Annotated in this window: 20 protein-coding genes, 4 tRNA genes and 1 pseudogene; 19 read left to right on the forward strand and 6 right to left on the reverse strand. The window is 64.5% G+C overall.

What is annotated here, in order from left to right; genetic code table 11:
- Positions 1 to 14: 14 nt before the first annotated feature.
- Entirely contained in the window at positions 15 to 947 is a 933-nt protein-coding gene (locus QP752_RS01100) for a 1,4-dihydroxy-2-naphthoyl-CoA synthase (RefSeq protein WP_070976026.1), read from the reverse strand.
- Positions 948 to 1,053: 106 nt separating this feature from the next.
- Here QP752_RS01100 and QP752_RS01105 point away from each other — a divergent pair, with 106 nt between their 5' ends.
- The 10 genes and pseudogenes from QP752_RS01105 to QP752_RS01150 all read left to right on the forward strand — a co-directional run bounded on the left by QP752_RS01105 (position 1,054) and on the right by QP752_RS01150 (position 10,486).
- On the forward strand, positions 1,054 to 1,302 hold the full coding sequence (locus QP752_RS01105; protein ID WP_083290805.1) for a FeoA family protein: 249 nt from the start codon (positions 1,054 to 1,056) through the stop codon (positions 1,300 to 1,302).
- Positions 1,303 to 1,304: 2 nt separating this feature from the next.
- Positions 1,305 to 3,212 carry a ferrous iron transport protein B gene (gene feoB, locus QP752_RS01110; protein WP_284804034.1) on the forward strand — a complete coding sequence of 636 codons (1,908 nt, stop codon included), beginning with the start codon at positions 1,305 to 1,307 and terminating at the stop codon, positions 3,210 to 3,212.
- Positions 3,212 to 3,460, forward strand: a complete 249-nt coding sequence (locus QP752_RS01115) for a FeoC-like transcriptional regulator (protein WP_256007692.1) — start codon at positions 3,212 to 3,214, stop codon at positions 3,458 to 3,460. Before feoB ends, QP752_RS01115 begins: the two co-directional genes overlap by 1 nt.
- Positions 3,461 to 3,469: 9 nt before the next feature.
- Positions 3,470 to 4,429, forward strand: coding sequence for an o-succinylbenzoate synthase (locus tag QP752_RS01120; protein WP_284804037.1), 960 nt, complete (start codon positions 3,470 to 3,472; stop codon positions 4,427 to 4,429).
- Between the two features lie 146 nt (positions 4,430 to 4,575).
- Positions 4,576 to 6,156 (forward strand): DASS family sodium-coupled anion symporter, encoded by a 1,581-nt coding sequence (locus QP752_RS01125; RefSeq protein WP_071572810.1) that lies wholly within the window; start codon positions 4,576 to 4,578, stop codon positions 6,154 to 6,156.
- A gap of 15 nt (positions 6,157 to 6,171) precedes the next feature.
- Positions 6,172 to 6,609 carry a hypothetical protein gene (locus tag QP752_RS01130; protein WP_070477489.1) on the forward strand — a complete coding sequence of 146 codons (438 nt, stop codon included), beginning with the start codon at positions 6,172 to 6,174 and terminating at the stop codon, positions 6,607 to 6,609.
- An 11-nt stretch (positions 6,610 to 6,620) separates the two neighbouring features.
- Positions 6,621 to 8,237, forward strand: a complete 1,617-nt coding sequence (gene menD / locus QP752_RS01135) for a 2-succinyl-5-enolpyruvyl-6-hydroxy-3-cyclohexene-1-carboxylic-acid synthase (protein ID WP_284804039.1) — start codon at positions 6,621 to 6,623, stop codon at positions 8,235 to 8,237.
- Positions 8,234 to 8,662 carry a DUF3592 domain-containing protein gene (locus QP752_RS01140; protein WP_070363150.1) on the forward strand — a complete coding sequence of 143 codons (429 nt, stop codon included), beginning with the start codon at positions 8,234 to 8,236 and terminating at the stop codon, positions 8,660 to 8,662. The genes menD and QP752_RS01140 overlap by 4 nt, the downstream gene beginning before the upstream one ends.
- A gap of 3 nt (positions 8,663 to 8,665) precedes the next feature.
- A pseudogene (locus tag QP752_RS01145) lies at positions 8,666 to 9,766 on the forward strand (glycosyltransferase family 4 protein); the annotation flags it as partial.
- Positions 9,767 to 9,793: 27 nt separating this feature from the next.
- Positions 9,794 to 10,486: a demethylmenaquinone methyltransferase gene (locus QP752_RS01150; protein WP_070363148.1), complete on the forward strand. Its 693-nt coding sequence runs from the start codon at positions 9,794 to 9,796 to the stop codon at positions 10,484 to 10,486.
- Here QP752_RS01150 and QP752_RS01155 read toward each other — a convergent pair.
- Positions 10,476 to 11,702, reverse strand: coding sequence for a geranylgeranyl reductase family protein (locus QP752_RS01155; protein WP_284804041.1), 1,227 nt, complete (start codon positions 11,700 to 11,702; stop codon positions 10,476 to 10,478). The two genes, QP752_RS01150 and QP752_RS01155, sit on opposite strands and share 11 nt — an antisense overlap.
- A gap of 145 nt (positions 11,703 to 11,847) precedes the next feature.
- Here QP752_RS01155 and QP752_RS01160 point away from each other — a divergent pair, with 145 nt between their 5' ends.
- The 9 genes from QP752_RS01160 to rplA all read left to right on the forward strand — a co-directional run bounded on the left by QP752_RS01160 (position 11,848) and on the right by rplA (position 16,296).
- Positions 11,848 to 12,864, forward strand: coding sequence for a polyprenyl synthetase family protein (locus QP752_RS01160; protein WP_070363146.1), 1,017 nt, complete (start codon positions 11,848 to 11,850; stop codon positions 12,862 to 12,864).
- Positions 12,865 to 12,946: 82 nt separating this feature from the next.
- A tRNA-Tyr gene (locus tag QP752_RS01165) sits at positions 12,947 to 13,029 on the forward strand.
- 198 nt (positions 13,030 to 13,227) lie between these two features.
- Positions 13,228 to 13,300, forward strand: a tRNA-Thr gene (locus tag QP752_RS01170).
- 36 nt (positions 13,301 to 13,336) lie between these two features.
- A tRNA-Met gene (locus tag QP752_RS01175) sits at positions 13,337 to 13,408 on the forward strand.
- 63 nt (positions 13,409 to 13,471) lie between these two features.
- Positions 13,472 to 13,547: transfer RNA gene (locus QP752_RS01180), tRNA-Trp, on the forward strand.
- 24 nt (positions 13,548 to 13,571) lie between these two features.
- Complete coding sequence (secE, locus tag QP752_RS01185; protein WP_070477497.1) at positions 13,572 to 13,895, forward strand: preprotein translocase subunit SecE; 324 nt, start codon at positions 13,572 to 13,574, stop codon at positions 13,893 to 13,895.
- Positions 13,896 to 13,976: 81 nt separating this feature from the next.
- The gene (gene nusG, locus QP752_RS01190; protein WP_284804043.1) at positions 13,977 to 14,912 is read left to right on the forward strand and encodes a transcription termination/antitermination protein NusG; all 936 of its coding nucleotides are present in this window, start codon (positions 13,977 to 13,979) and stop codon (positions 14,910 to 14,912) included.
- Between the two features lie 167 nt (positions 14,913 to 15,079).
- Positions 15,080 to 15,508 carry a 50S ribosomal protein L11 gene (gene rplK / locus QP752_RS01195; protein ID WP_070363143.1) on the forward strand — a complete coding sequence of 143 codons (429 nt, stop codon included), beginning with the start codon at positions 15,080 to 15,082 and terminating at the stop codon, positions 15,506 to 15,508.
- Between the two features lie 77 nt (positions 15,509 to 15,585).
- Positions 15,586 to 16,296, forward strand: a complete 711-nt coding sequence (gene rplA / locus QP752_RS01200) for a 50S ribosomal protein L1 (RefSeq protein ID WP_070975772.1) — start codon at positions 15,586 to 15,588, stop codon at positions 16,294 to 16,296.
- A gap of 73 nt (positions 16,297 to 16,369) precedes the next feature.
- On the opposite strand, the gene QP752_RS01205 is transcribed toward rplA, so the two are convergent.
- From QP752_RS01205 to QP752_RS01220, 4 genes are read right to left on the reverse strand one after another with little or no spacing between them, the layout of a single operon-like run.
- Positions 16,370 to 16,807, reverse strand: a complete 438-nt coding sequence (locus QP752_RS01205; RefSeq protein WP_070363141.1) for a PaaI family thioesterase — start codon at positions 16,805 to 16,807, stop codon at positions 16,370 to 16,372.
- Entirely contained in the window at positions 16,808 to 17,131 is a 324-nt protein-coding gene (locus QP752_RS01210) for a hypothetical protein (protein ID WP_070363140.1), read from the reverse strand. It lies immediately after the preceding gene.
- Positions 17,132 to 17,144: 13 nt separating this feature from the next.
- A complete protein-coding gene (locus tag QP752_RS01215; RefSeq protein WP_070363139.1) occupies positions 17,145 to 18,803 on the reverse strand; it encodes a long-chain fatty acid--CoA ligase in 1,659 nt (552 codons plus the stop codon).
- The gene (locus tag QP752_RS01220; protein ID WP_070477503.1) at positions 18,797 to 19,618 is read right to left on the reverse strand and encodes an SDR family NAD(P)-dependent oxidoreductase; all 822 of its coding nucleotides are present in this window, start codon (positions 19,616 to 19,618) and stop codon (positions 18,797 to 18,799) included. Before QP752_RS01220 ends, QP752_RS01215 begins: the two co-directional genes overlap by 7 nt.
- Positions 19,619 to 19,621: the final 3 nt, after the last annotated feature.

The following is a 19,621-nucleotide window of genomic DNA, read 5'->3' on the forward strand; positions in this document are numbered from 1 at the left end:
AGAACCGCCAAAACCTAGTAGTAGAACGGGAAGTCGTCCCAACGGGGCTCGCGTTTTTCCAGGAAGGAGTCGCGGCCTTCGACGGCCTCGTCGGTCATGTAGGCGAGGCGGGTTGCTTCACCGGCGAAGACTTGTTGGCCCATGAGGCCGTCGTCGACAAGGTTGAAGGCGAATTTGAGCATGCGCTGTGCGGTGGGGGACTTGCCGTTGATTTCGCGGGCGACCTGGATGGCCTCCTCTTCCAAGGAAGCGTGCGGGGCGACGATGTTGACGGCGCCCATGCGCTGCATCTCCTCGGCAGAGTAGGTGCGGCCGAGGAAGAAGATCTCGCGGGCGAACTTTTGACCCACCATCTTGGCCAGGTAGGCGGAGCCGTAGCCGGCGTCGAAGGAGCCGACGTCGGCGTCGGTTTGTTTGAACCTGGCCTCCTCGCGGGAGGCGATGGTCAGGTCGCACACGACGTGGAGTGAGTGGCCGCCGCCGGCTGCCCAGCCGCTCACCACCGCGATGACCACCTTGGGCATGGTGCGGATGAGGCGCTGGACCTCAAGGATGTGCAGGCGTCCGCCCTCGGCTTTCACACGTGCGGTATCGACGGTGTCGGCGGTGTCGCCGCCCGCGTACTGGTAGCCGGAGCGGCCACGGATGCGCTGGTCGCCGCCGGAGCAGAACGCCCAGCCGCCGTCCTTCTCAGAAGGCCCGTTGCCGGTTAGCAGCACCACGCCGACAGAAGGGTCGCGCCGGGCGTGGTCGAGTGCTCGGTAGAGTTCGTCGACGGTGTGGGGGCGGAACGCGTTGCGTACTTCGGGGCGGTCGAAGGCGATGCGGACGATGCCGTCGGCGCGCGTGGTCCCTACGTGTCGGTGATAGGTGATGTCGGTGAAGTCAAAACCTTCGACCTCGCGCCATTGGGTTGGGTCGAATGGTTGCGCAGTGGAATAGCTCATGGCTTTGTAGTCTACGGTGCCGACGGCAGCTCGGGGCACCCCCACAGGGAGGCAACCGCTGTATAAGGCATTGCTTACCTAATGGGCTCGGAGTTAAATCAAACGTATGAGTCTGATAACGAAAACTGCCGAGGGCACCCTTGCCCGCATCCCCGTCGGCGACAGCGCCGTTATCGCGGCGCTTGACACTACCCCTACCGTCGCGCGTCGCCTGCAGGAGCTTGGTCTTCGCCCAGGCCAGCGTGTCAGCATTATGCAGTCCACGGCTGGTGGTGGCCGCGTGATCAAGGTAGCGACCTCCCGCTACGCCCTCAGCGCTGACGCGCTGCGTGGCATCAAGGTGAGCGTGGCATAGCCATGGCCGATTTCACCCAGGTTCCGTCGTGTTGCGGGCCGCACGCAGATACCGCCGTCAAGGGCGAGCCCACCATCGCGCTGATCGGAGCTCCGAACGCTGGCAAGTCCACCTTGTTTAATGCGCTGACTGGCGCGAACGTGAAGATGGGCAACTGGCCTGGCACCTCCGTGGAGATTTCTCGCGGCGTGTGGGCGGGTTCCTATAACGTGATTGATTTTCCTGGCGCCTACTCGCTGGATCCGCAGAGCCCTGACGAGGAGCTCACTCGCGAGCTGCTGCTGGAGCGTTGCCCGGCGGAGCGTCCGGATGCGGTGGTGGTCGTCGTTGATGCGGCGAACCTTGCGCGTGGCTTGTATATGGTGGCGCAGCTCGCGGAGACGCCGTACCGCATCGTGGTTGCGTTGACCAAGATGGATGTGGCCCGCGCGGAGGGCATTGCGGTGGATGCGGCGGCGCTGCAGAACGCGCTTGGGTTGCCCGTGGTCGCGGTCGATCCGCGTAAGAGGGATGTGCGCGGTCTGCGCGAAGTTATCGACGCCCAGCTCGCCGAACCAGCGGTCACCCTGCGCCCAGTGGCTACCACTGACGACTTCGAGCTTGCCGACGCCCGCTTCGCCTGGGTCGACGCCGCCGTCGAACGTGCCGCGACCGACACTGGCCACCAGCAGACCTTCACTGAGCGCCTGGACCGTTTCGCGCTGCACCCGGTGATCGGCCCGCTGATGTTCCTGGTGGCGATGTGGATGGTCTTCGAGATCACCACGACTGTGGCGAAGCCGTTGCAGGATGGCCTGGAGGGCTTCTTCGGCGGCCCGGTTTCTGATGCGGCGCTTGCGGTGCTGCCGGAGATCGGCTGGTTGCGCGGCCTGGTTGTTGACGGCTTGATTAACGGCGTCGGCATGGTGCTCACGTTCGCGCCGCTGATGGCGCTGATGTTCCTGTGCCTCGCCGTGCTTGAGGACTCTGGCTATATGGCGCGCGCGGCCGTCGTCGCGGACCGTGTGATGCGCGCGATGGGCTTGCCGGGTAAGGCGTTCATCCCGCTCATTGTTGGTTTCGGTTGTAACGTGCCGGCGATTTCGGCGACGCGCGTGATGGGGGATCCGCGTCACCGCTTGATGACGGCCCTCTTGGTGCCGTTCACGTCCTGCAGTGCGCGGTTGACGGTGTACGTCATGCTGGCTGCGACGTTCTTCCCGGACCACGCGGGCACCGTCGTCTTCGCGATGTATGTCATTTCTATCCTGCTTGTCGTGCTGACGGGCTTGGCGCTTCGTAAGGCGCTGTGGTCCACGATGGGCACCGAACCGCTGGTCATTGACCTGCCGGTGTACCAGCTGCCGGGCGCGCGCCTGGCGCTGTCGGTGATGTGGGCTCGCCTGCGCGGCTTCCTGGAGACCGCCGGCAAGATCATCGTCGCGACTGTCGTCGTGGTGTGGGCGCTGCAGTCCACCCCGGTGACCTCCGAAGCAGAGTTCGGCGAGGTAGCCCCGCAGGAGTCGGTGTACGGCACCGTTTCTGACGCGATCGCCCCGGTCTTCGCACCGGCTGGTTTCGACTCCTGGTCCCTGGCCGGCCCACTGATCACCGGTTTCGTGGCTAAGGAGGCCGTCATTTCGAGCTGGGCGCAGACCTACGCGCTGGAGGAGCCCGAGGAGGGCGACGGCAGCTCGCCGCTGAGCCAGGCAATCCGCGAAGACTTCAACCAGGCCTCCGGCGGGCACGCGATACCTGCAGTGTGGGCGTACATGCTCTTCCTGCTGGCGTACACCCCGTGCGTGGCCACGCTTGCTGCGCAGCGCCGGGAGATCGGCCTGAAGTGGACGTTGTTCGGCGTCGCGCTGCAGATGGCGATGGCGTGGGTTCTGGCCGTCGGCGCGTTCCAGCTGCTGAAGGTGTTCTTCTGATGGCCGGCCCGATGTCTGCTGTGCTCGACGCGCTGCGCGAGGGTTGCGTGAGCCGCGAGGAGATCGCGCGACGCACCAACCTTTCGCCCATGACTATCGACGCCATCATGGCCCACCTTGAGGCCACCGGCGAAGTGCAGCGCCGCGCCCTGAACGATTCCTGCGCGGGCGGCTGCGGTGGCTGTTCCTCGCGGGGTGCGTGCTCGATCCAGCAAGGGCCCGTCGCGCTGGTGCTCGGCCGGCGCTAGCCTGGCCCTATGCCTTCTCTACTGCCTTCTGTTGACGAAATCCTCGAACGCTCCCACGTCGTAGCCCTGCCCATGGCAGTGAAGTTTCGCGGCATCACCACCCGCGAAGCCCTGCTTATCGACGGCCCCTCCGGCTGGGGCGAGTTCTCTCCCTTTGTGGAGTACGGACCTGAAGAGTCCGCGCAGTGGCTGCGCGCCGGGCTGGAGGCCGCGTTTGAGGGGTTGCCGGAGGCCGTCGGGCCGGTGCCGGTGAACGGCACGGTGCCCGCGGTGGATGCCGCGCGGGTGGAGGAGGTCCTCGAGCGTTTCCCGGGGATCGGGACGTTCAAGATCAAGGTAGCCGAGGCTGGCCAGACCCTCGGCGACGATGTTGCGCGCGTCGAGCGTGTGCGCGAGCTGCGCCCCGACGCGACCCTGCGCGTGGACGCGAACCGGGGGTGGAGCGTCGAGGAGGCGGTGCGCGCCGCCGACGCGTTGGGGGAGCTGGAGTACATCGAGCAGCCCTGCGGGAGCGCGGAGGAGCTCGCGGAGGTGCGTGCGCGGGTGCGTACGCCGATTGCTGCGGACGAATCGATACGCCGGGCCGCTGACCCGCTGCGTGTCGCCGAGCTGGGTGCGGCGGATGTTGCCGTGTTGAAGGTTGCGCCGCTCGGGGGAGTGCGCCGCCTGCTGGCGCTGAAGCGGGACCTGGGGATGGATGTGACGGTGGCCAGCGCCCTGGACACCGCGGTGGGGATGTACGCGGGGCTGGTGGCGGCGCGGTGCGCGGACTCGCGCGCGGCGGGATTGGCTACGCAGCGGCTGTTCGTAGAGGACGTCGCGAAGCCCCGCCCACTTATCGATGGCTGCCTCGAAGCCACCCCTGTTACCCCCGATCCGGCGCGTCTGCACGAGTTGCGGGCTCCCGCGGAACGTCGCGACTGGTGGTTTCAGCGCGTTCGGGACTGCATGGACACCATGCGGGGGTAAAAACGTGCCCGGGCGGGGGTGGAAATGTTTGATTAATCTGTGCATTCTTGCGACATTTGATGTGTGAGGGCGTAACGTCTCCCACGCGAGGGTGTGAAAGATCACCTTTTTAGCTGTTGTGTGAATCCTGTTCGAAAGGATCGAAAATGTCGACTCCCGTGATGCACGAATCGTCCGCGCTCTCCGACGGCGAGCTTGCCAAGTCGCCCGAACCGGGTGAGTGGCGCCGCCAACTCATCGGCCTGATCGCAGGTGTGCTGCTTGCGCTGCTGGTGTACTACATCTTCCCGGGCAGCGCTGCCGAAACAGTGCAACAGTCCTCGGGCGCCGACCCTGAAACGACCTACGATGCCGACGTAATGCGCGTCGTCGCCGCGACCACGGTGCTCATGGCGGCGTGGTGGATGACGGAGGCGATCCCGCTGGCGGCAACCGCCTTGCTACCGATAGCGATCTTCCCGGTGATGGGCGTGGCAAAGTTCAGCGCGGTCTCCGGGCCGTACGCGTCGTCCACGATTTTCCTCTTCATGGGCGGCTTCCTGATGGCCCTCGGGTTGCAGCGCTGGAACCTGCACCGCAGGCTCGCGCTGGTGGTCGTGCGCATTGTGGGTACCAGCCCGAAGCGCATCATCTTGGGCTTCATGCTGGCCACTGGCTTCATGTCCATGTGGGTGTCCAACACCGCAACCGCGGTGGTCATGCTCCCGATTGGTGTTTCTGTGCTGACCCTGACCGCTGACTCCGTGGGTGGCATGCAGAACCAGAAGAAGTTCGCTACCTCGCTCATGCTGGCTATTGCGTACTCCGCGTCGACCGGCTCGCTCGGCACCCTGATCGGTACCCCGCCGAACGCGCTGCTGGCCGGCTACATGAAGGAAGCACACGACATCACGATCGGCTTCGGCCAGTGGATGCTCGTCGGTATGCCGATGGCGATCCTGCTGACCGTGATCGCCTGGTTTGTCCTGATTAACGTGTTCAAGCCTGAGATCGACCGGATCCCTGGTGGCAAGGAGCTAATCGACGCCGAGTACCGCAAGCTGGGCGCATGGACCTTCCCGCAGGTGGCCGTCGGCATCATCTTCCTGGTCGCAGCACTCGCCTGGATCTTCATTCCGCTTGGCATCAAGCAGTTCGGTTGGGAGTTCCCGTATAACGACGCCATCGTCGGCATCATTGCCGGCCTGCTGATGTTCATCGTGCCGGGCACGAAGCAGGGCAAGCGCCTGATGGACTGGGAGACCGCGAACGAGATGCCGTGGGACGTCCTGCTGCTGTTCGGTGGTGGCCTGTCCCTGTCCGCGATGTTCACCTCCACCGGCCTGTCCCTCTGGATCGGTGAAGCTGCAAAGGGCCTCGCTGTGCTGCCGACGATCCTGCTCATCATGGCTGTCGCCGCACTGGTGCTGGGCCTGACCGAGCTGACCTCGAACACGGCAACCGCCGCAACCTTCCTCCCGATCATGGGTGGTGTCGCGGTTGGTATCGGCCTGACCGAGGCGACCGAGATGAATATCCTGCTGCTGGCCATCCCGGTGGCGCTGTCCGCAACCTGTGCGTTCATGCTCCCGGTGGCAACGCCGCCGAACGCGATCGCGTACTCCTCGGGCTACGTCACCATGGGCGAGATGCTCAAGGGTGGCCTGTGGCTGAACATCATCTCCCTCGGCCTGATCACCGTGGTGACCTACTTCCTGGCGGTGCCGGTGTTTGGTTTGGTGCTCTAGCGGTACGCTAGCAGCATGGATAACCAGCAACGTCCAAAGCAATACTTCCCGGACCCGGAGCACCAAACGCAGTACTACGAGCCGGAAGCCTATTACGAACCCCAGTCCTATTACGAGCCGGAGCCGCAGCGCTCCAACGGGCTCGCAATCGGGCTGGGGATTGCCCTTGCTATCGCACTGTGCGCCGGCACGGTGCTGTTCTTCCTGTGGCGCAGCGCCGCAGCCGAGGCGGACAAGCCGCCGGTGACCTCCACGGTGACCGAGACTGCCGTGTCTACGGAGACGGTCACGGAGACCACGACGAAGCGGCCGAAGTTGCTGCCGGACCGGGGGCGCGGGGAGAGCGGGGAGACCGTGGCACCGACCGAGCCAGCCGTCGAGGTGCCGACCGAGCTTCGCGGCCTTTTCGACGACATCGTCTCCGGTGCAGAGAGCGCCCTGCAAGGCCAGTAAGGTAGGTGGCCATGAACTCGATGGATATTGCCCACCAGGTCGCCGAGTCGCTCTCACAGCACGTCACGGACGTGGTGATGTGCCCAGGTTCGCGCAACTCGCCGTTGGCGTACGCGCTGCTCGCCCGCAGGGACATCACCGTCCACATGCGTATCGACGAACGTTCCGCCTCCTTCACCGCCCTCGGCCTGGCGCGCGTGCAGCGCCGCCACGTCGGCGTAGTGATGACGTCCGGCACCGCGGTTGCCAACACGCTTCCCGCCATGGTGGAGGCGCACATGGCGCACGTGCCGTTGGCCGTGATCAGCGCCGACCGGCCCGAGTGGATGGTCGGCACTGGGGCCTCCCAGACGATTTGGCAGCAGGGCATCTTCGGCCACTACGCCAAGACGCAGCAGGTCACCAGTGTGGAGGAGGCCCGCGCGCTGGACTTCGGCGCAGCCCAGGTGCACGTCAACGTGGCTCTGGACACCCCGCTGGTGCCCGACGCCCTGCCGGAGCCGGTGGGGAAGTCGCGCCGGGTTGGTCCGGGTCGCCTGGCCACGAAGCCCGCGTGGAGTGACCACGGCGCCGTGGACATCGACCTGACGAAGGACACGCTGGTTATCGCCGGCGACGAGGCCTGGGACGTTCCCGGACTGGAGCACGTGCCCACCATCGCCGAGCCCACCGCGCCGACGCCGTTCCACCAGGTACACCCGCTGGCCGCGCGATTCTTCGCGCAGAGCGAGGTCTCGATTAGCCACGACGGCGGAGATTTTGCGGCGTCGACGAAGCCGGAGCAGGTCATCGTGGTGGGACACCCGACCCTGCACCGCGACGTGATGGCGTTGCTCGCCGACCCGGACATCACCGTGATCGGCATTTCGCGCACGGAGACGTTCACGGGCAACCCGCAGCTGCGCGGTTCGCGAGTCAACGCGACCGGCCAGCCGCGCCAGCAGTGGATCACCATCTGCGAGGCCGCGGGCGGCGTCGGCGCGAACACGGTGCGCGACGCCCTCGCCGACGCCGACTACGGGTTTACCGGCATGCACGTCGCCGCCGCCGTGTGCGACACCCTCGGGGTCGGGGACACGCTGGTGTTGGGGGCCTCCAACCCGGTTCGCGACGCCTCCTTCGTCGGTATGCCTTTTGACGGTGTGCCGACCTTTTCCCCGCGCGGCGCCGCGGGCATCGACGGCACGGTGTCCCAGGCAATCGGCATAGCCCTTGCGACGCAGCGCCTGCACCCGGACGAGATCCGCGCCCCGCGCACCGTCGCGCTCATGGGGGACCTCACCTTCCTTCACGATGCCGGCGGGCTCCTTATCGGGCCCGACGAGCCACGCCCCGGCAACCTCACCATCGTGGTCGCCAACGACGACGGCGGTGGCATCTTCGAAACGCTCGAGGTCGGGGCGGAGTCCGTCCGGGACGACTTTGAGAAGGCGTTTGGTACGAGGCACGGGGTGGACGTCGAAAAGCTGGCGGAGGCCTACGGAGCCGACTACCGCCGTGCCGAAACCCTTGCCGAGCTGCACGAGGTGCTGCTTGAGCTGGAGTCACAACCCAACCCGATCACCGTCGTGGAAGCGCGCACCACACGGGCCACCCGGCGAGCGCTCGCGCAGCGGCTGCAAAAGTGATCCGCTGGAAGCGTCGAGCCCAGCAGCTGGTGCTGGCGCTGTACACGTGCGCGATGCTCGGCTGCCTCGCGATGGTCGCAGGGCCCGCCATCAACGACTGGCGCATCGCCCGCGACCCCGGCCGCGGCCTCGCCACCGTGACTGGCGTGAGCAAGATCCGCACCGCCGTGGAGTATCAGGATGACCGCGGGCGCACCCACTCGCCGGCGACCGGTCTGCTGTACCCAACCGGGCTCAGCGAGGGTCAGCAGGTGTGGGTGACGTACTCGCGCACCGACCCCGACCTGGTCAAGGTTGAGGGCCGCGGTTGGACGCTGTCGCTGATCCCTGCGCTGTCCGTCGCCGTAGTGGCGACGCTGGTGGCCGCCGCTGCGTGGAAGGGCGTGGGGCGCTTCGTGCGCGAGGACAGCGAGGGGGTGGCGTAGCGGATGCGCGTGGCCATCGTTGCCGAGTCCTTCCTGCCGAACGTCAACGGGGTGACCAATTCCGTGTTGCGCGTGCTCGACCACCTTCGCGAGTACGGCCACGACGCCCTCGTGATCGCCCCCGGGGCGCGCGAACACCAGGAGGAAATCCCCGACTACCGGGGCTTCCGCGTGGTGCGCGTGCCTACCGTGCGCGTGCCGATGGTCAACTCGCTGCCCATCGGGGTTCCCACCAGTGCCGTGCGCGCCGCGCTCACTTCCTTTCAGCCGGACGTGGTGCACCTGGCCAGCCCGTTCGTGCTCGGGGCGGCCGGCGCGTTCGCCGCGCGCCAGCTGAAGGTACCCGCGGTAGCGCTCTACCAAACCGATGTGGCCGGGTTCGCCACGAAGTACCACCTGCCGGCGCTGGCGAAGCTTTCGTGGGACTGGACGCGGCGCCTCCACAACGCCTGCCAGCTCACGCTCGCGCCGTCGTCGGCAGCGGTGGAGCAGCTGCGCAGGCACGGCATCGAGCGCGTCCACACGTGGGGCCGAGGTGTCGACGCCACCCTCTACCACCCCCGCCGCCGCAGCGAGGAGCTGCGCCGCACTTGGGACCCGAGCGGGCGCAAACGCATCGTCGGGTTCGTCGGCCGCCTCGCCGCCGAGAAGAGCGTGCACCGCCTCGCCCCACTCTGCGGCCGCGCGGACCTGCAGGTGGTGATCGTCGGCGGTGGTCCCGAGGCCGACGAGCTGCGCGCTGTATTGCCGGGCGCGGTGTTTTGTGGCCCGCTCACCGGCGAGGAGCTCGCCCGCGCCTACGCCAGCTTCGACGTCTTCGTGCACCCCGGCGAGTTTGAAACCTTCTGCCAAACCATCCAAGAAGCCCAGGCCAGCGGGGTGCCCACCATCGCGCCGCGCGCCGGTGGGCCCATCGACCTCATCGCCGAGGGCACCAACGGCCTCCTTCTCGACGTCCCCACGTTCACCACCGAACTGCCCCACGCCGTCGCGTGGTGCCTCGACGAGATCAGGTGGCAGGACCTTCGGGTCGCGGCCCGCGAGTCCACTTCCGGCAAAACGTGGGAGGCGCTGTGCCGGCAACTCGTCGAGTATTACGAACAGGCACAGCGCGCGCTACAGTAGAGCGTTATGGCCAAGGCAGATCTGGAGAAGAAGCCCTTCGACGTAGCGGGCATGTTTGACGGCGTCGGCGAGAAGTACGACATCACCAACACCGTGTTGTCCTTCGGGCTGGACAAGTACTGGCGCAGGCGCGCCCGCGAGCGCCTCAACCTAAAGCCGGGGGAGAAGGTGCTCGACCTCGCCGCAGGCACCGCCGTGTCCACCGTGGAGTTGGCGAAGTCCGGCGCGTGGGTCGTCGCCTGCGACTTCTCCCAGGGCATGCTGGCCGCCGGTCGCGACCGCGACGTGCCCAAGGTCGTCGGCGACGCGATGCACCTGCCGTTCGCCGACAACACCTTCGACGCCGTGACCATCTCTTACGGCCTGCGCAACGTCTACGACTTCGAGGCGGGCCTGCGCGAAATGGCGCGCGTGACCAAGCCCGGCGGGCGCCTTCTGGTCAACGAATTTTCGACGCCCATCGTCCCCGGCTTCCGCACCCTGTACAAGCAGTACCTGCCGGTGGCGCTGCCGCTGCTGGCGAAGGTGTTCTCCTCCAACGCAGAAGCCTACGAGTACCTCGCCGAGTCCATCCGGGCGTGGCCGCACCAAGAAGAGCTGGCCGCCGCCATCAACCACAACGGGTGGGCAGGCGCCGGCTGGCAGGACCTCTCGCTCGGCATTGTGGCGCTGCACAGCGCCGTGAAACCTACAACGTAGCGTCCCACAGCGGCGCGTTCACCGGCACCGCGCGTCCGGCCGCGCGCCACGCACGCGAAATCAGGTCCGTGTCTTCTTCGGTGACCAGGTTGCCCATCAGGCGTGCCGCCGCCGGCATCAGGTGGCGTCCTGCCACCCCGCGCAGCGCCAGCGGGCCCGCCACCGGCAAGAACTGCGGGTAGGTAAGCAGGCGGGCCGCCGTGCGCGCCAACGCGAACGCCCGGCCATACGCCTCCCGCAGGATGAGCGGCCACGCCAGCGTGCAGTCCTTGCCCTCCTGCAGCAGTTCCACCGCCATGACGGCGGTCTCCATGCCGTAGTCGATGCCCTCGCCATTGAGCGGGTTCACGCACGCCGCCGCATCCCCGATGAGCACCCAGTTCGGACCCGCCACGTTCGAGACTGCCCCGCCCATCGGGAGCAGGGCGCTGGTGACCTGCTGCGGCTCGCCCAAGGCCCAGGTGTCACGCTGCTGGTCCGCGTACTGGTGGAGCAGCTTCTTCGTGTTCACGCGCGCCGGGCGGGCATCCGTGGACAGGGCGCCGCAGCCGAGGTTCACCGTGCCGTCGCCGAGCGGAAAGATCCAGCCGTAGCCGGGCTGGATGGTGCCGGTGTCGTCGCGAAGCTCCACGTGCGAGTGTATCCACGGCTCCCCGGACAGGGGGGAGGTGCAGTAGGAACGCGCCGCGATACCGAAGACCTCGCCCTTGTGCCACGTACGGCCCAACAGCTTGCCGAACGTCGAACGAACCCCATCCGCCACGATCACCCAGCGGGTGCGCACCTCGCCGCGCGCGGTGTGCACGGACTCGATCAGGCCGTCCGCTCCGAACGCCACGTCCGTTGCTGGGCAGTCCTGCCACACAGTGGCACCCGCGGCCTCGGCCTCCGCGACCAGCGCGGCATCGAAGGTTGCGCGCGGGCTCGCGGAGCCCTCCGTGCCGTAGACGCCGTCCGGCCACGGAGCCGTCACGTCACCCCCGTACCCGTGCAGTCGAAGGCCCTTGTTGCGGTAGGCGGGCAGCACGTGGTCCAGGCCCAGGCGGCGCAGCGTATGTACCGCGCGTGGGGTCAGGCCGTCGCCGCAGGTTTTGTCGCGGCCGGGCGAAGCGGCGTCGAGAAGCAGAGTAGAAAACCCAGCTCTCTGGGCGGCAATGGCCGCCGTGGCCCCCGACGGGCCCGCGCCCACAACTACGCAATCAACAAACTCAGTCACGAGTCCACATTGTGCCAGATAGCGCAGACACACCCCATTACTGCAAAAAATGGAGGGTGTGGACTACGGTTAGTGATGTTAACCGCGCGCAGCACATGCCCCGGGCATGGCGCAATGAGTACTTTAACCTGCAAGGACATCATCGATGACCAACGGCATAACACCGTCACCACGCCATGGATTTCGCATGGACCTAGGCGACGACGCCCTCACCGAGCGTGTTACGAAGGGCATGGGCGACGTTGAAACGCTGCTCAGGGAACGCCTCCAACAAGGTGAAGCGTTCATTACCGACAAAGTGATGCACCTAGCAGTCGCTGGCGGCAAACGCTTCCGTCCCCTCGTGGCGCTGCTCTGCAGCGAGTTCGGCCCCAACCCGGGCGCCACTAACGTCATCAAAGGCGCCACCACCACCGAGATGGTGCACCTGGCCACCCTCTACCACGACGACGTCATGGACGAAGCCGAGAAGCGCCGCGGCGTCGACTCCGCCAACATGCGGTGGAACAACACCGTCGCCATCCTTGCTGGCGACATCCTGTTCGCACACGCCTCCCGCCTCATGAGCGAAATCGATACCGACACCGTCGCCCACTTCGCCGACACCTTCCAGGGCCTGGTCACCGGCCAAATGCGCGAGACCGTCGGCGCCCAGGGGGAGGACCCAGTCGAGCACTACCTCAAAGTTATCGACGGCAAAACCGCCGTCCTCATCGCGTCCGCGGCCTACCTCGGCTCGCTGCACTCCGGGGCGTCGCGCGACATCGTCGAGAGCTGCTCCCGAATGGGCAGCGCCATCGGCATGATCTTCCAGATCGTCGACGACATCATCGACATCTACTCCGACAGCGCCCAGTCCGGGAAAACCCCAGGCACCGACCTTCGCGAAGGCGTGTTTACCCTGCCCGTGCTGTACGCGCTCGAAGAGGACTCGCCCGCGGCAGAGGAGCTTCGTAGCCTCCTCACTGGCCCACTCGAAAACGACGCCGACGTCGAACGGGCCATCACTCTGCTCGGCCAGACGCAAGGGCGCCAACGCTCCCTCGCCACCGTGCGCGAGTACCTCGACATCGTCGAGCGCGAACTCGACTTCCTTCCCGACGGCCCCGCAAACCAAGCACTGCGGCAGGTCTCCGTGTACGCTATCGAACGCGTCGGATAGCGGTGGGATATGCCCTCTGTGCACGCGATTTGCCTTATCGCGGGTGCGTTGATGTAAAGTAGTCCACGCACTTACGGTGCATGCCAGGTTGTCCGAGTGGCCAAAGGAAGCGGACTGTAAATCCGCCGGCGTACGCCTTCAGAAGTTCGAATCTTCTACCTGGCACCGCAAGCCCGTCTCTCACAGAACGTGAGGGGCGGGCATTTTTCATGTTGTAGTGACGCGTTATAGCGTGCACGAAGAAGGCGTCGAAAAGCTATTGCTACCTGGCGATTTGCGTTCAATGATAGAACCGGGTTAGTCTTTCAAAGGCTTCAACGGAGCGGACACACCAAAACGGTGAGTTCACAACATAGAGGCTGTGCCCCCTTAGCTCAGTCGGCAGAGCGTTTCCATGGTAAGGAAAAGGTCGTCAGTTCGATTCTGACAGGGGGCTCTGTTGTTTGTACAGTCCTTGTGGCGGCAAGCACATGGCGGTGTAGCTCAGTGGTAGAGCAAGCGACTCATAATCGCTGTGTCGCGAGTTCAATTCTCGCCATCGCTACTCACCTCAAAACGGGAAACGCGTTTCCCGTGGTAGGGTTAGGAGCACTGTTCACAGTGTCCTAGGGGCGTGGCGCAATTGGTAGCGCAACGGTCTCCAAAACCGTAGGTTGCAGGTTCGAGTCCTGTCGCCCCTGCCAAAACTTGTAGTTAGAGGAGTTCTTTTGACTAATCCGCAAGAACACAACCCAGCACAGCCCACTGGCAAGCGCCAGCTGCGCGGGGTCTCCTCTGTTTCATCCGCTTCCTACGAAGCGAAGCACACCCCCGCAAAACCTGAAGAGGACCGCGAAGAGTCCCTCGGCGGCGGCCCAGGCGCGTTCCCGGGCGAAGTCGTCCAGGAAATGCGCAAAGTCATCTGGCCAACCGGAAACCAGATGCTCAACTACACCCTCGTGGTATTCGCGTTCCTCATCGTGCTCACCGCACTCGTGTGGGGGACCGACCGCCTCGGCACCATGTTGATGCAATGGGTATTCATCCGCTAACATGAACAACAAGTGATTGTCCCGCCACCTCAACCTCGAGGTAAGGCGGGATTAGTTTTTGCCACACCAAGGAGAAACACCATGACCACCGAGCCGGAAAACCTGGAAAACCTGGAAAACGCCGACATCGAAGCAACTGAGCAGGAAACCGAACTGCAAGCCGAAGAGGAAATGGTCGCCGAAGGCGGCGCCGTCACCGAGGCCACCGATCCGGAGATAGAAGAGGCCACTGTAGAGGCAGACGAGGCCGTTGAGGCCGTCGAGGAGCCGGTGCAGGAGGGCGACCTCACCGCGGCCGAGTCGCCGCTCGCTGAGGGCGCTGAGGGTGCCGAGGTTTCGCAGGCTTCGGGTGCTTCGGAGGCTGACGATGACTCCGAGTACCGCGCGCGCCTGCGCAAGTACGTCCGTGAGCTGAAGAAGCTGCCGGGCGAGTGGTACATCATCCAGTCCTACTCCGGCTACGAAAACAAGGTGAAGACCAACCTCGACATGCGTATCCAGACGCTCGAGGTGGAGGACTCCATTTACGACGTGGTCGTGCCGATCGAGCAGGCTATCGAGAACAAGGACGGCAAGAAGAAGCTCGTCAAGCGCAAGCTGCTGCCGGGCTACGTCCTGGTCCGCATGGACATGAACGACGCTGCGTGGTCCGTCGTGCGCGAGACCCCGGGCGTAACCAGCTTCGTGGGCAACGAGGGCAATGCTACTCCGGTCAAGCACCGCGACGTGGCGAAGTTCCTGATGCCGAAGGCTGAGCCAGCCACCGGCGAGGACACCAAGCCGAACGCAGAGGGCGAGACCGTCGTCGCGATGCCGGAGGAAGCAGCGCCGAAGAAGATCGACCACGATTACAAGGTCGGCGAAGCCGTCACCATCCTGTCCGGTGCCCTGGCGTCCGTATCCGCCACGATTTCGGAGATCGACGACGAGACCGGCAAGATCCAGGCGCTCGTGTCCATCTTCGGCCGCGAAACACCAGTCGAGCTCACCGCTGACCAGATCGAACGCATCATGTAACCGTTTGCGTTTGAGCCTAGTGGGGGCGTAAGGTTGAACGTCGCGTGTGCCGTAAGGCCCGCGACGTTTTTTCGTTCTCCCCGGTGGCTCCGTCAAGCGGGGCATCCGGAAGTGTTCCTGCCGTCATCGTGGCAGGTGGCACTGTACCAAGGAATTGAGGTAATTCGATGGCTAAGAAGAAGGTCACTGGCCTGATCAAACTGCAGATCGAGGCTGGCATGGCAAACCCGGCTCCGCCGGTTGGTCCTGCGCTGGGTGCACACGGCGTGAACATCGTTGAGTTCACCAAGGCATACAACGCTGCAACCGAGTCCATGCGCGGCAACATCATCCCGGTTGAAATCACCGTGTATGAAGACCGCTCCTTTGACTTCATCCTGAAGTCCCCACCGGCTGCGTCCCTGCTGTTGAAGGCAGCTGGTCTGAAGAAGGGCTCCGGCGTCCCGCACACCCAGAAGGTTGGCTCTGTCACCTGGGATCAGTGCAAGGAAATCGCCGAGACCAAGAAGAAGGATCTCAACGCCCGCGACATCGAGGCTGGCGCCGCGATCATCGCTGGTACCGCCCGCTCGATGGGCATCACGGTCGAGAAGTAATTCTCACCGTCTGTGGGAGCGCCGGCCAGGCGCGTACCACATTTCCTGACAACACCATTTTCTGAAAGGAAATCAACATGGCTAAGAAGTCCAAGCGCTACAACGAGACGCTGGCAAAGGTCGACCGCGACGCGTTCTACCACCCGCTCGACGCCGTCAAGCTGGCACAGGAGACCTCCTCCAAGAACTACGACGCCACCATCGACGTCGCAATGCGTCTGTCCGTCGACCCTCGCAAGGCTGACCAGCTGGTCCGCGGCACTGTCAACCTGCCACACGGCACCGGTAAGACCGTCCGCGTCGCTGTGTTCGCAGAGGGAGAGAACGCAACCAAGGCTGAGGCTGCAGGCGCTGACATCGTCGGAACCGACGCACTGATCGAGCAGATCAACGCCGGCAACATCGACTTCGACGTCGCAATCGCGACCCCGGACCAGATGGCGAAGGTTGGCCGCGTCGCTCGCGTCCTGGGCCCACGTGGCCTCATGCCGAACCCGAAGACCGGCACCGTCACCACCGACGTCGCGAAGGCGATCGAGGAGACCAAGGGCGGCAAGATCGCGTTCCGCGTGGACAAGGCTTCGAACCTGCACGCGCTGATCGGTAAGGCTTCCTTCACCGCTGAGCAGCTCGCTGAGAACTATGGCGCTCTGCTCGACGAGGTGCTGCGCCTCAAGCCGGCATCCGCGAAGGGTATCTACATCAAGAAGATCACCGTCTCCGCAACGCAGGGCCCTGGCGTCCCAGTGGACACCAACGTTGTGAAGGACTTCGCTAAGAAGGCGTAAGCTTCGGCGTTTTACTACGCAAAACACCCCAGTCGATTCGTCGACTGGGGTGTTTTCTACTCTTGCGTCTTGGTTACTGTTTGGGGCGCGGCACCGAGTAGGTGAAGGTGAACTTCGACAGAATGGCGCCTGTGACCTCAGAGTGTGTCTCCACGTCCGCAACGATGATGGTGCGACCCGCCCTCACGATGGAGGCGGTAGCGATTGCGTCACCCTCCTTGGTGTTGGACACCACGTTGCCAGCTACCGAGACAGCGAGCGGGAATACGCCTTCTGGTACCTGCTGCATCGCCAGCCAGGTGCCGCACAAGTCGGCTTGGCCGAACAGCGCCGGGGCAGAGAACATGCCGGCCGGCTGGGCGATCGCCTTGTGCAGCGGCATACCGAGCTTGACCTGGTCCTTGTTGCCGTCGATGGCGTAAACGCGCAAGGTTTGTGCCACGTCTTGGACGCCGCCGTCCTCGCGGTAGAAGTGCGCCCAGCGCTTCTGGAACTCGTTAAGTTCGGCCATTTATTTCAACTCCAGTCCGTCGATATCCATGGATTGGTTGGTGACCCAGTCGGGTTCAGCAACCAGGAGGGAGAACTCTTGGCCATCACGCTGGGTGACGTCCAAGACGTACCGCAGCCCGGCCTCCTCCGCAGCGATGACGCCGTCGGTGTCGCCGACAGGCACAGGCACAATGACGCGCCGGCACTCCGGCTGCTGTTTGAACACCTCAGCCACGGTCTCTTTGATTTCCGCGGTAGTCCCGAGGTCCACCACGGTGTCCGTGGTGCCGTACGGGTACGTGTGCTTCAGCGGCGATTTGGTGATGTTGCGGTAGTCGAGCATCGTTTCCGCCTCCTTACTTCTGCGCGTCGGGCTGATTTTGCGATGATACGACGGACTGGCTGGCAGTCTCGGGATTCTCGCCGAACATCGCGCGCACTTCCTGGCGTAGCTGGATCTTGTTGATCTTGCCTGCCGGGTTGCGTGGGATTTCATCTACGTGCACAACGCGGGTTGGCAGCTTGTAACGTGCCAGGTAGTTCGCACAGTGGTCGCGGACTTCTTCCAAAGTGAGTTCCTTGCCGTCCTTGACCTGCAGGACGGCGACGACGGCTTCACCCCAGCGCTCGTCGGGGATACCGATGACGGAGTTAGCCAGGATGTCGTCGTGTTCGGCGAGGACGCGCTCCACCTCGGCGGGGTAGACGTTCTCTCCGCCGGAAATGATCAGGTCCTTGAGGCGGTCGACGATGAAGAAGTATCCGTCCTCGTCGAAGTAGCCAATGTCACCGGAGTGGAACCAGCCACCGGTGTACGCCTTCTGGGTTGCTTCAGGGTTGTTCCAGTAGCCGACGGCAACGTTTGGGCCCTTCACCCACATCTCGCCGGGAACGCCTGGTTCCTTGATGTGCTGCCCGGTTTCGGTGTCCATCAGTTTGACTTCGGTGTGCGCCATGGGGATGCCACAGGAGCCGAGCTTTTCCATGGTCCTGGCCGGTGGGAGGTAGGTGGCAAATGGGGAGGTCTCGGTGAGGCCCCACGCCTGCTGGACGACGGAGTCCTTCTGCTCCCAGTACGTGCGGATCAGCCGTGGTGGCACCGGGGCGCCTGCGCAGATGATGACGCGGAGGCTAGAAAGGTCGGAGTCGGCGAACTCGTCGTGCTGTGCCATTGCCTCGAGCTGTGCCGGCACGAGGAACGCCGAACCGATCTTGTACTGGGCGACGTCCTTGAAGATGCGGGCTGGGTCGAAGGTACGGTGCACCACAACCGAGTTGCCGCGGCCGAAGGCGCGCACCGCGAAGGAGTTCAGCGCGCCGACGTGGAACAGCGGGGCGGACGCGAGCGTCGCGTCGCCGATGCGGCTGTCGATCGCTGTGTCCACGTTGATCTGGTTCCACCACAGGTTGCCGAACGTGATCTGGGCGCCCTTCGGCAGGCCAGTCGTGCCGGATGTGAACAGCAGCAGCGCCAAGTCAGACATGGTGCGTGGCGTCGGCTTTTCCACCGCCACGGTTTCGTACTCGGAGCTTTGCGAGGTCCGCGACCAGTACAGCGGGATATCGCTCTCTGGTGGGGCGGCTTCGTCGTCATCGACAACGAGGACATGGTGGCGCTCCACGCCGTAGATGCGCTTTGCCTCGTCGAGGAACGTGCCCTCCACGATGATGCTGTTCGGGCTGCCCATCGCCAGCAGCTGCGAGACTTCGCCCGCAGCCAGGCGGAAGTTCACAGGCATGAACACTGCGCCGATCCACCAGGACGCGAACATGCCATACATGAAGGAGCTGGAGTTCATACCGAAGTAAGCGACGCGATCGCCCGGATTCACGCCAGCTTCCTTCAGCTGGGCCGCCCAGCGGACTACGGTGTCACGGAACTCACCGTAATTGATTTCTTGGCCTTCGTAGGCCATCGCCAAGCGTTCTGGCTGCCAGTCAGCGTGGCGCTGTACTTGGAAGCAAGGGCTGACGTCGAGAGTGTTTGCGTCGTGCTCAACACCGCGAATTAACATAGGTTGTCGCCTCCGGCAGTCTTAGCGAAACCGCGAGCCGCGATTCCGCCATCAATCTTGATCACTTCGCCGGTGATGTTCGCGCCGTCTTTCCTGGACGCCAACAGCACGTACGGCCCGGTGAATGCATAGGGGTCAGTAGAAATGTCGTGGAGTGGTAGGTATGGGTTGCCGCCGTCGCCGCGCTTGTCCATGATGTCGGAGAACTTCCGGTCATCCAGGCCAGCGGACGCGGGGCCGGATAGGTTCGTGCGCATGCCGCCAACGCCGACACCGTTGACACGGATTTTCGGGGCGAGCTCGTACGCCAGCTCAAGCATCATGCCTTCGGCACCGTGCTTGCTTGCGGTGTAGACCGGCCCGCCGCCGGCCGCGTAGGTCGATGCGTTGGACAGCGTGAAGATCAGCGAACCGTTCGACGCTAGCAAGTGACGCCACGTAGCTTCCGCGGTGAGCAGGTAGCCCTTGAGGTTGACGTTCATGACGTCGTCAAAAATGGCGCTCATCTCTTCGCCGTTGAGACGGGTGATGGAACGGTTGTAGTCCCAGATGCCAGCGTTTGCGATGACGGTGTCCAGGGATCCGAACTCCGCCACGGCAGCGTCGACGGCTTTGTGTAGCGAGTGTGTGTCGGTCACGTCCGCCTCGAGCGGCAGGACGTGCTCGCGGCCGATCTCGTCGGCGACGCTTTCGCATCGCTCGAGCGAGATGTCCACAACTGCTACGCGCGCACCTTCTTCAACGAAGCGCTTCGCCAGCGCTGCCCCAAGTCCGGAGCCACCACCAGTAATAAGTACGTGTTGTCCTTGTAGCATGTC

It is taken from the genome of Corynebacterium sp. UMB10321 (assembly GCF_030228725.1).
Classification (GTDB): domain Bacteria; phylum Actinomycetota; class Actinomycetes; order Mycobacteriales; family Mycobacteriaceae; genus Corynebacterium; species Corynebacterium pseudogenitalium.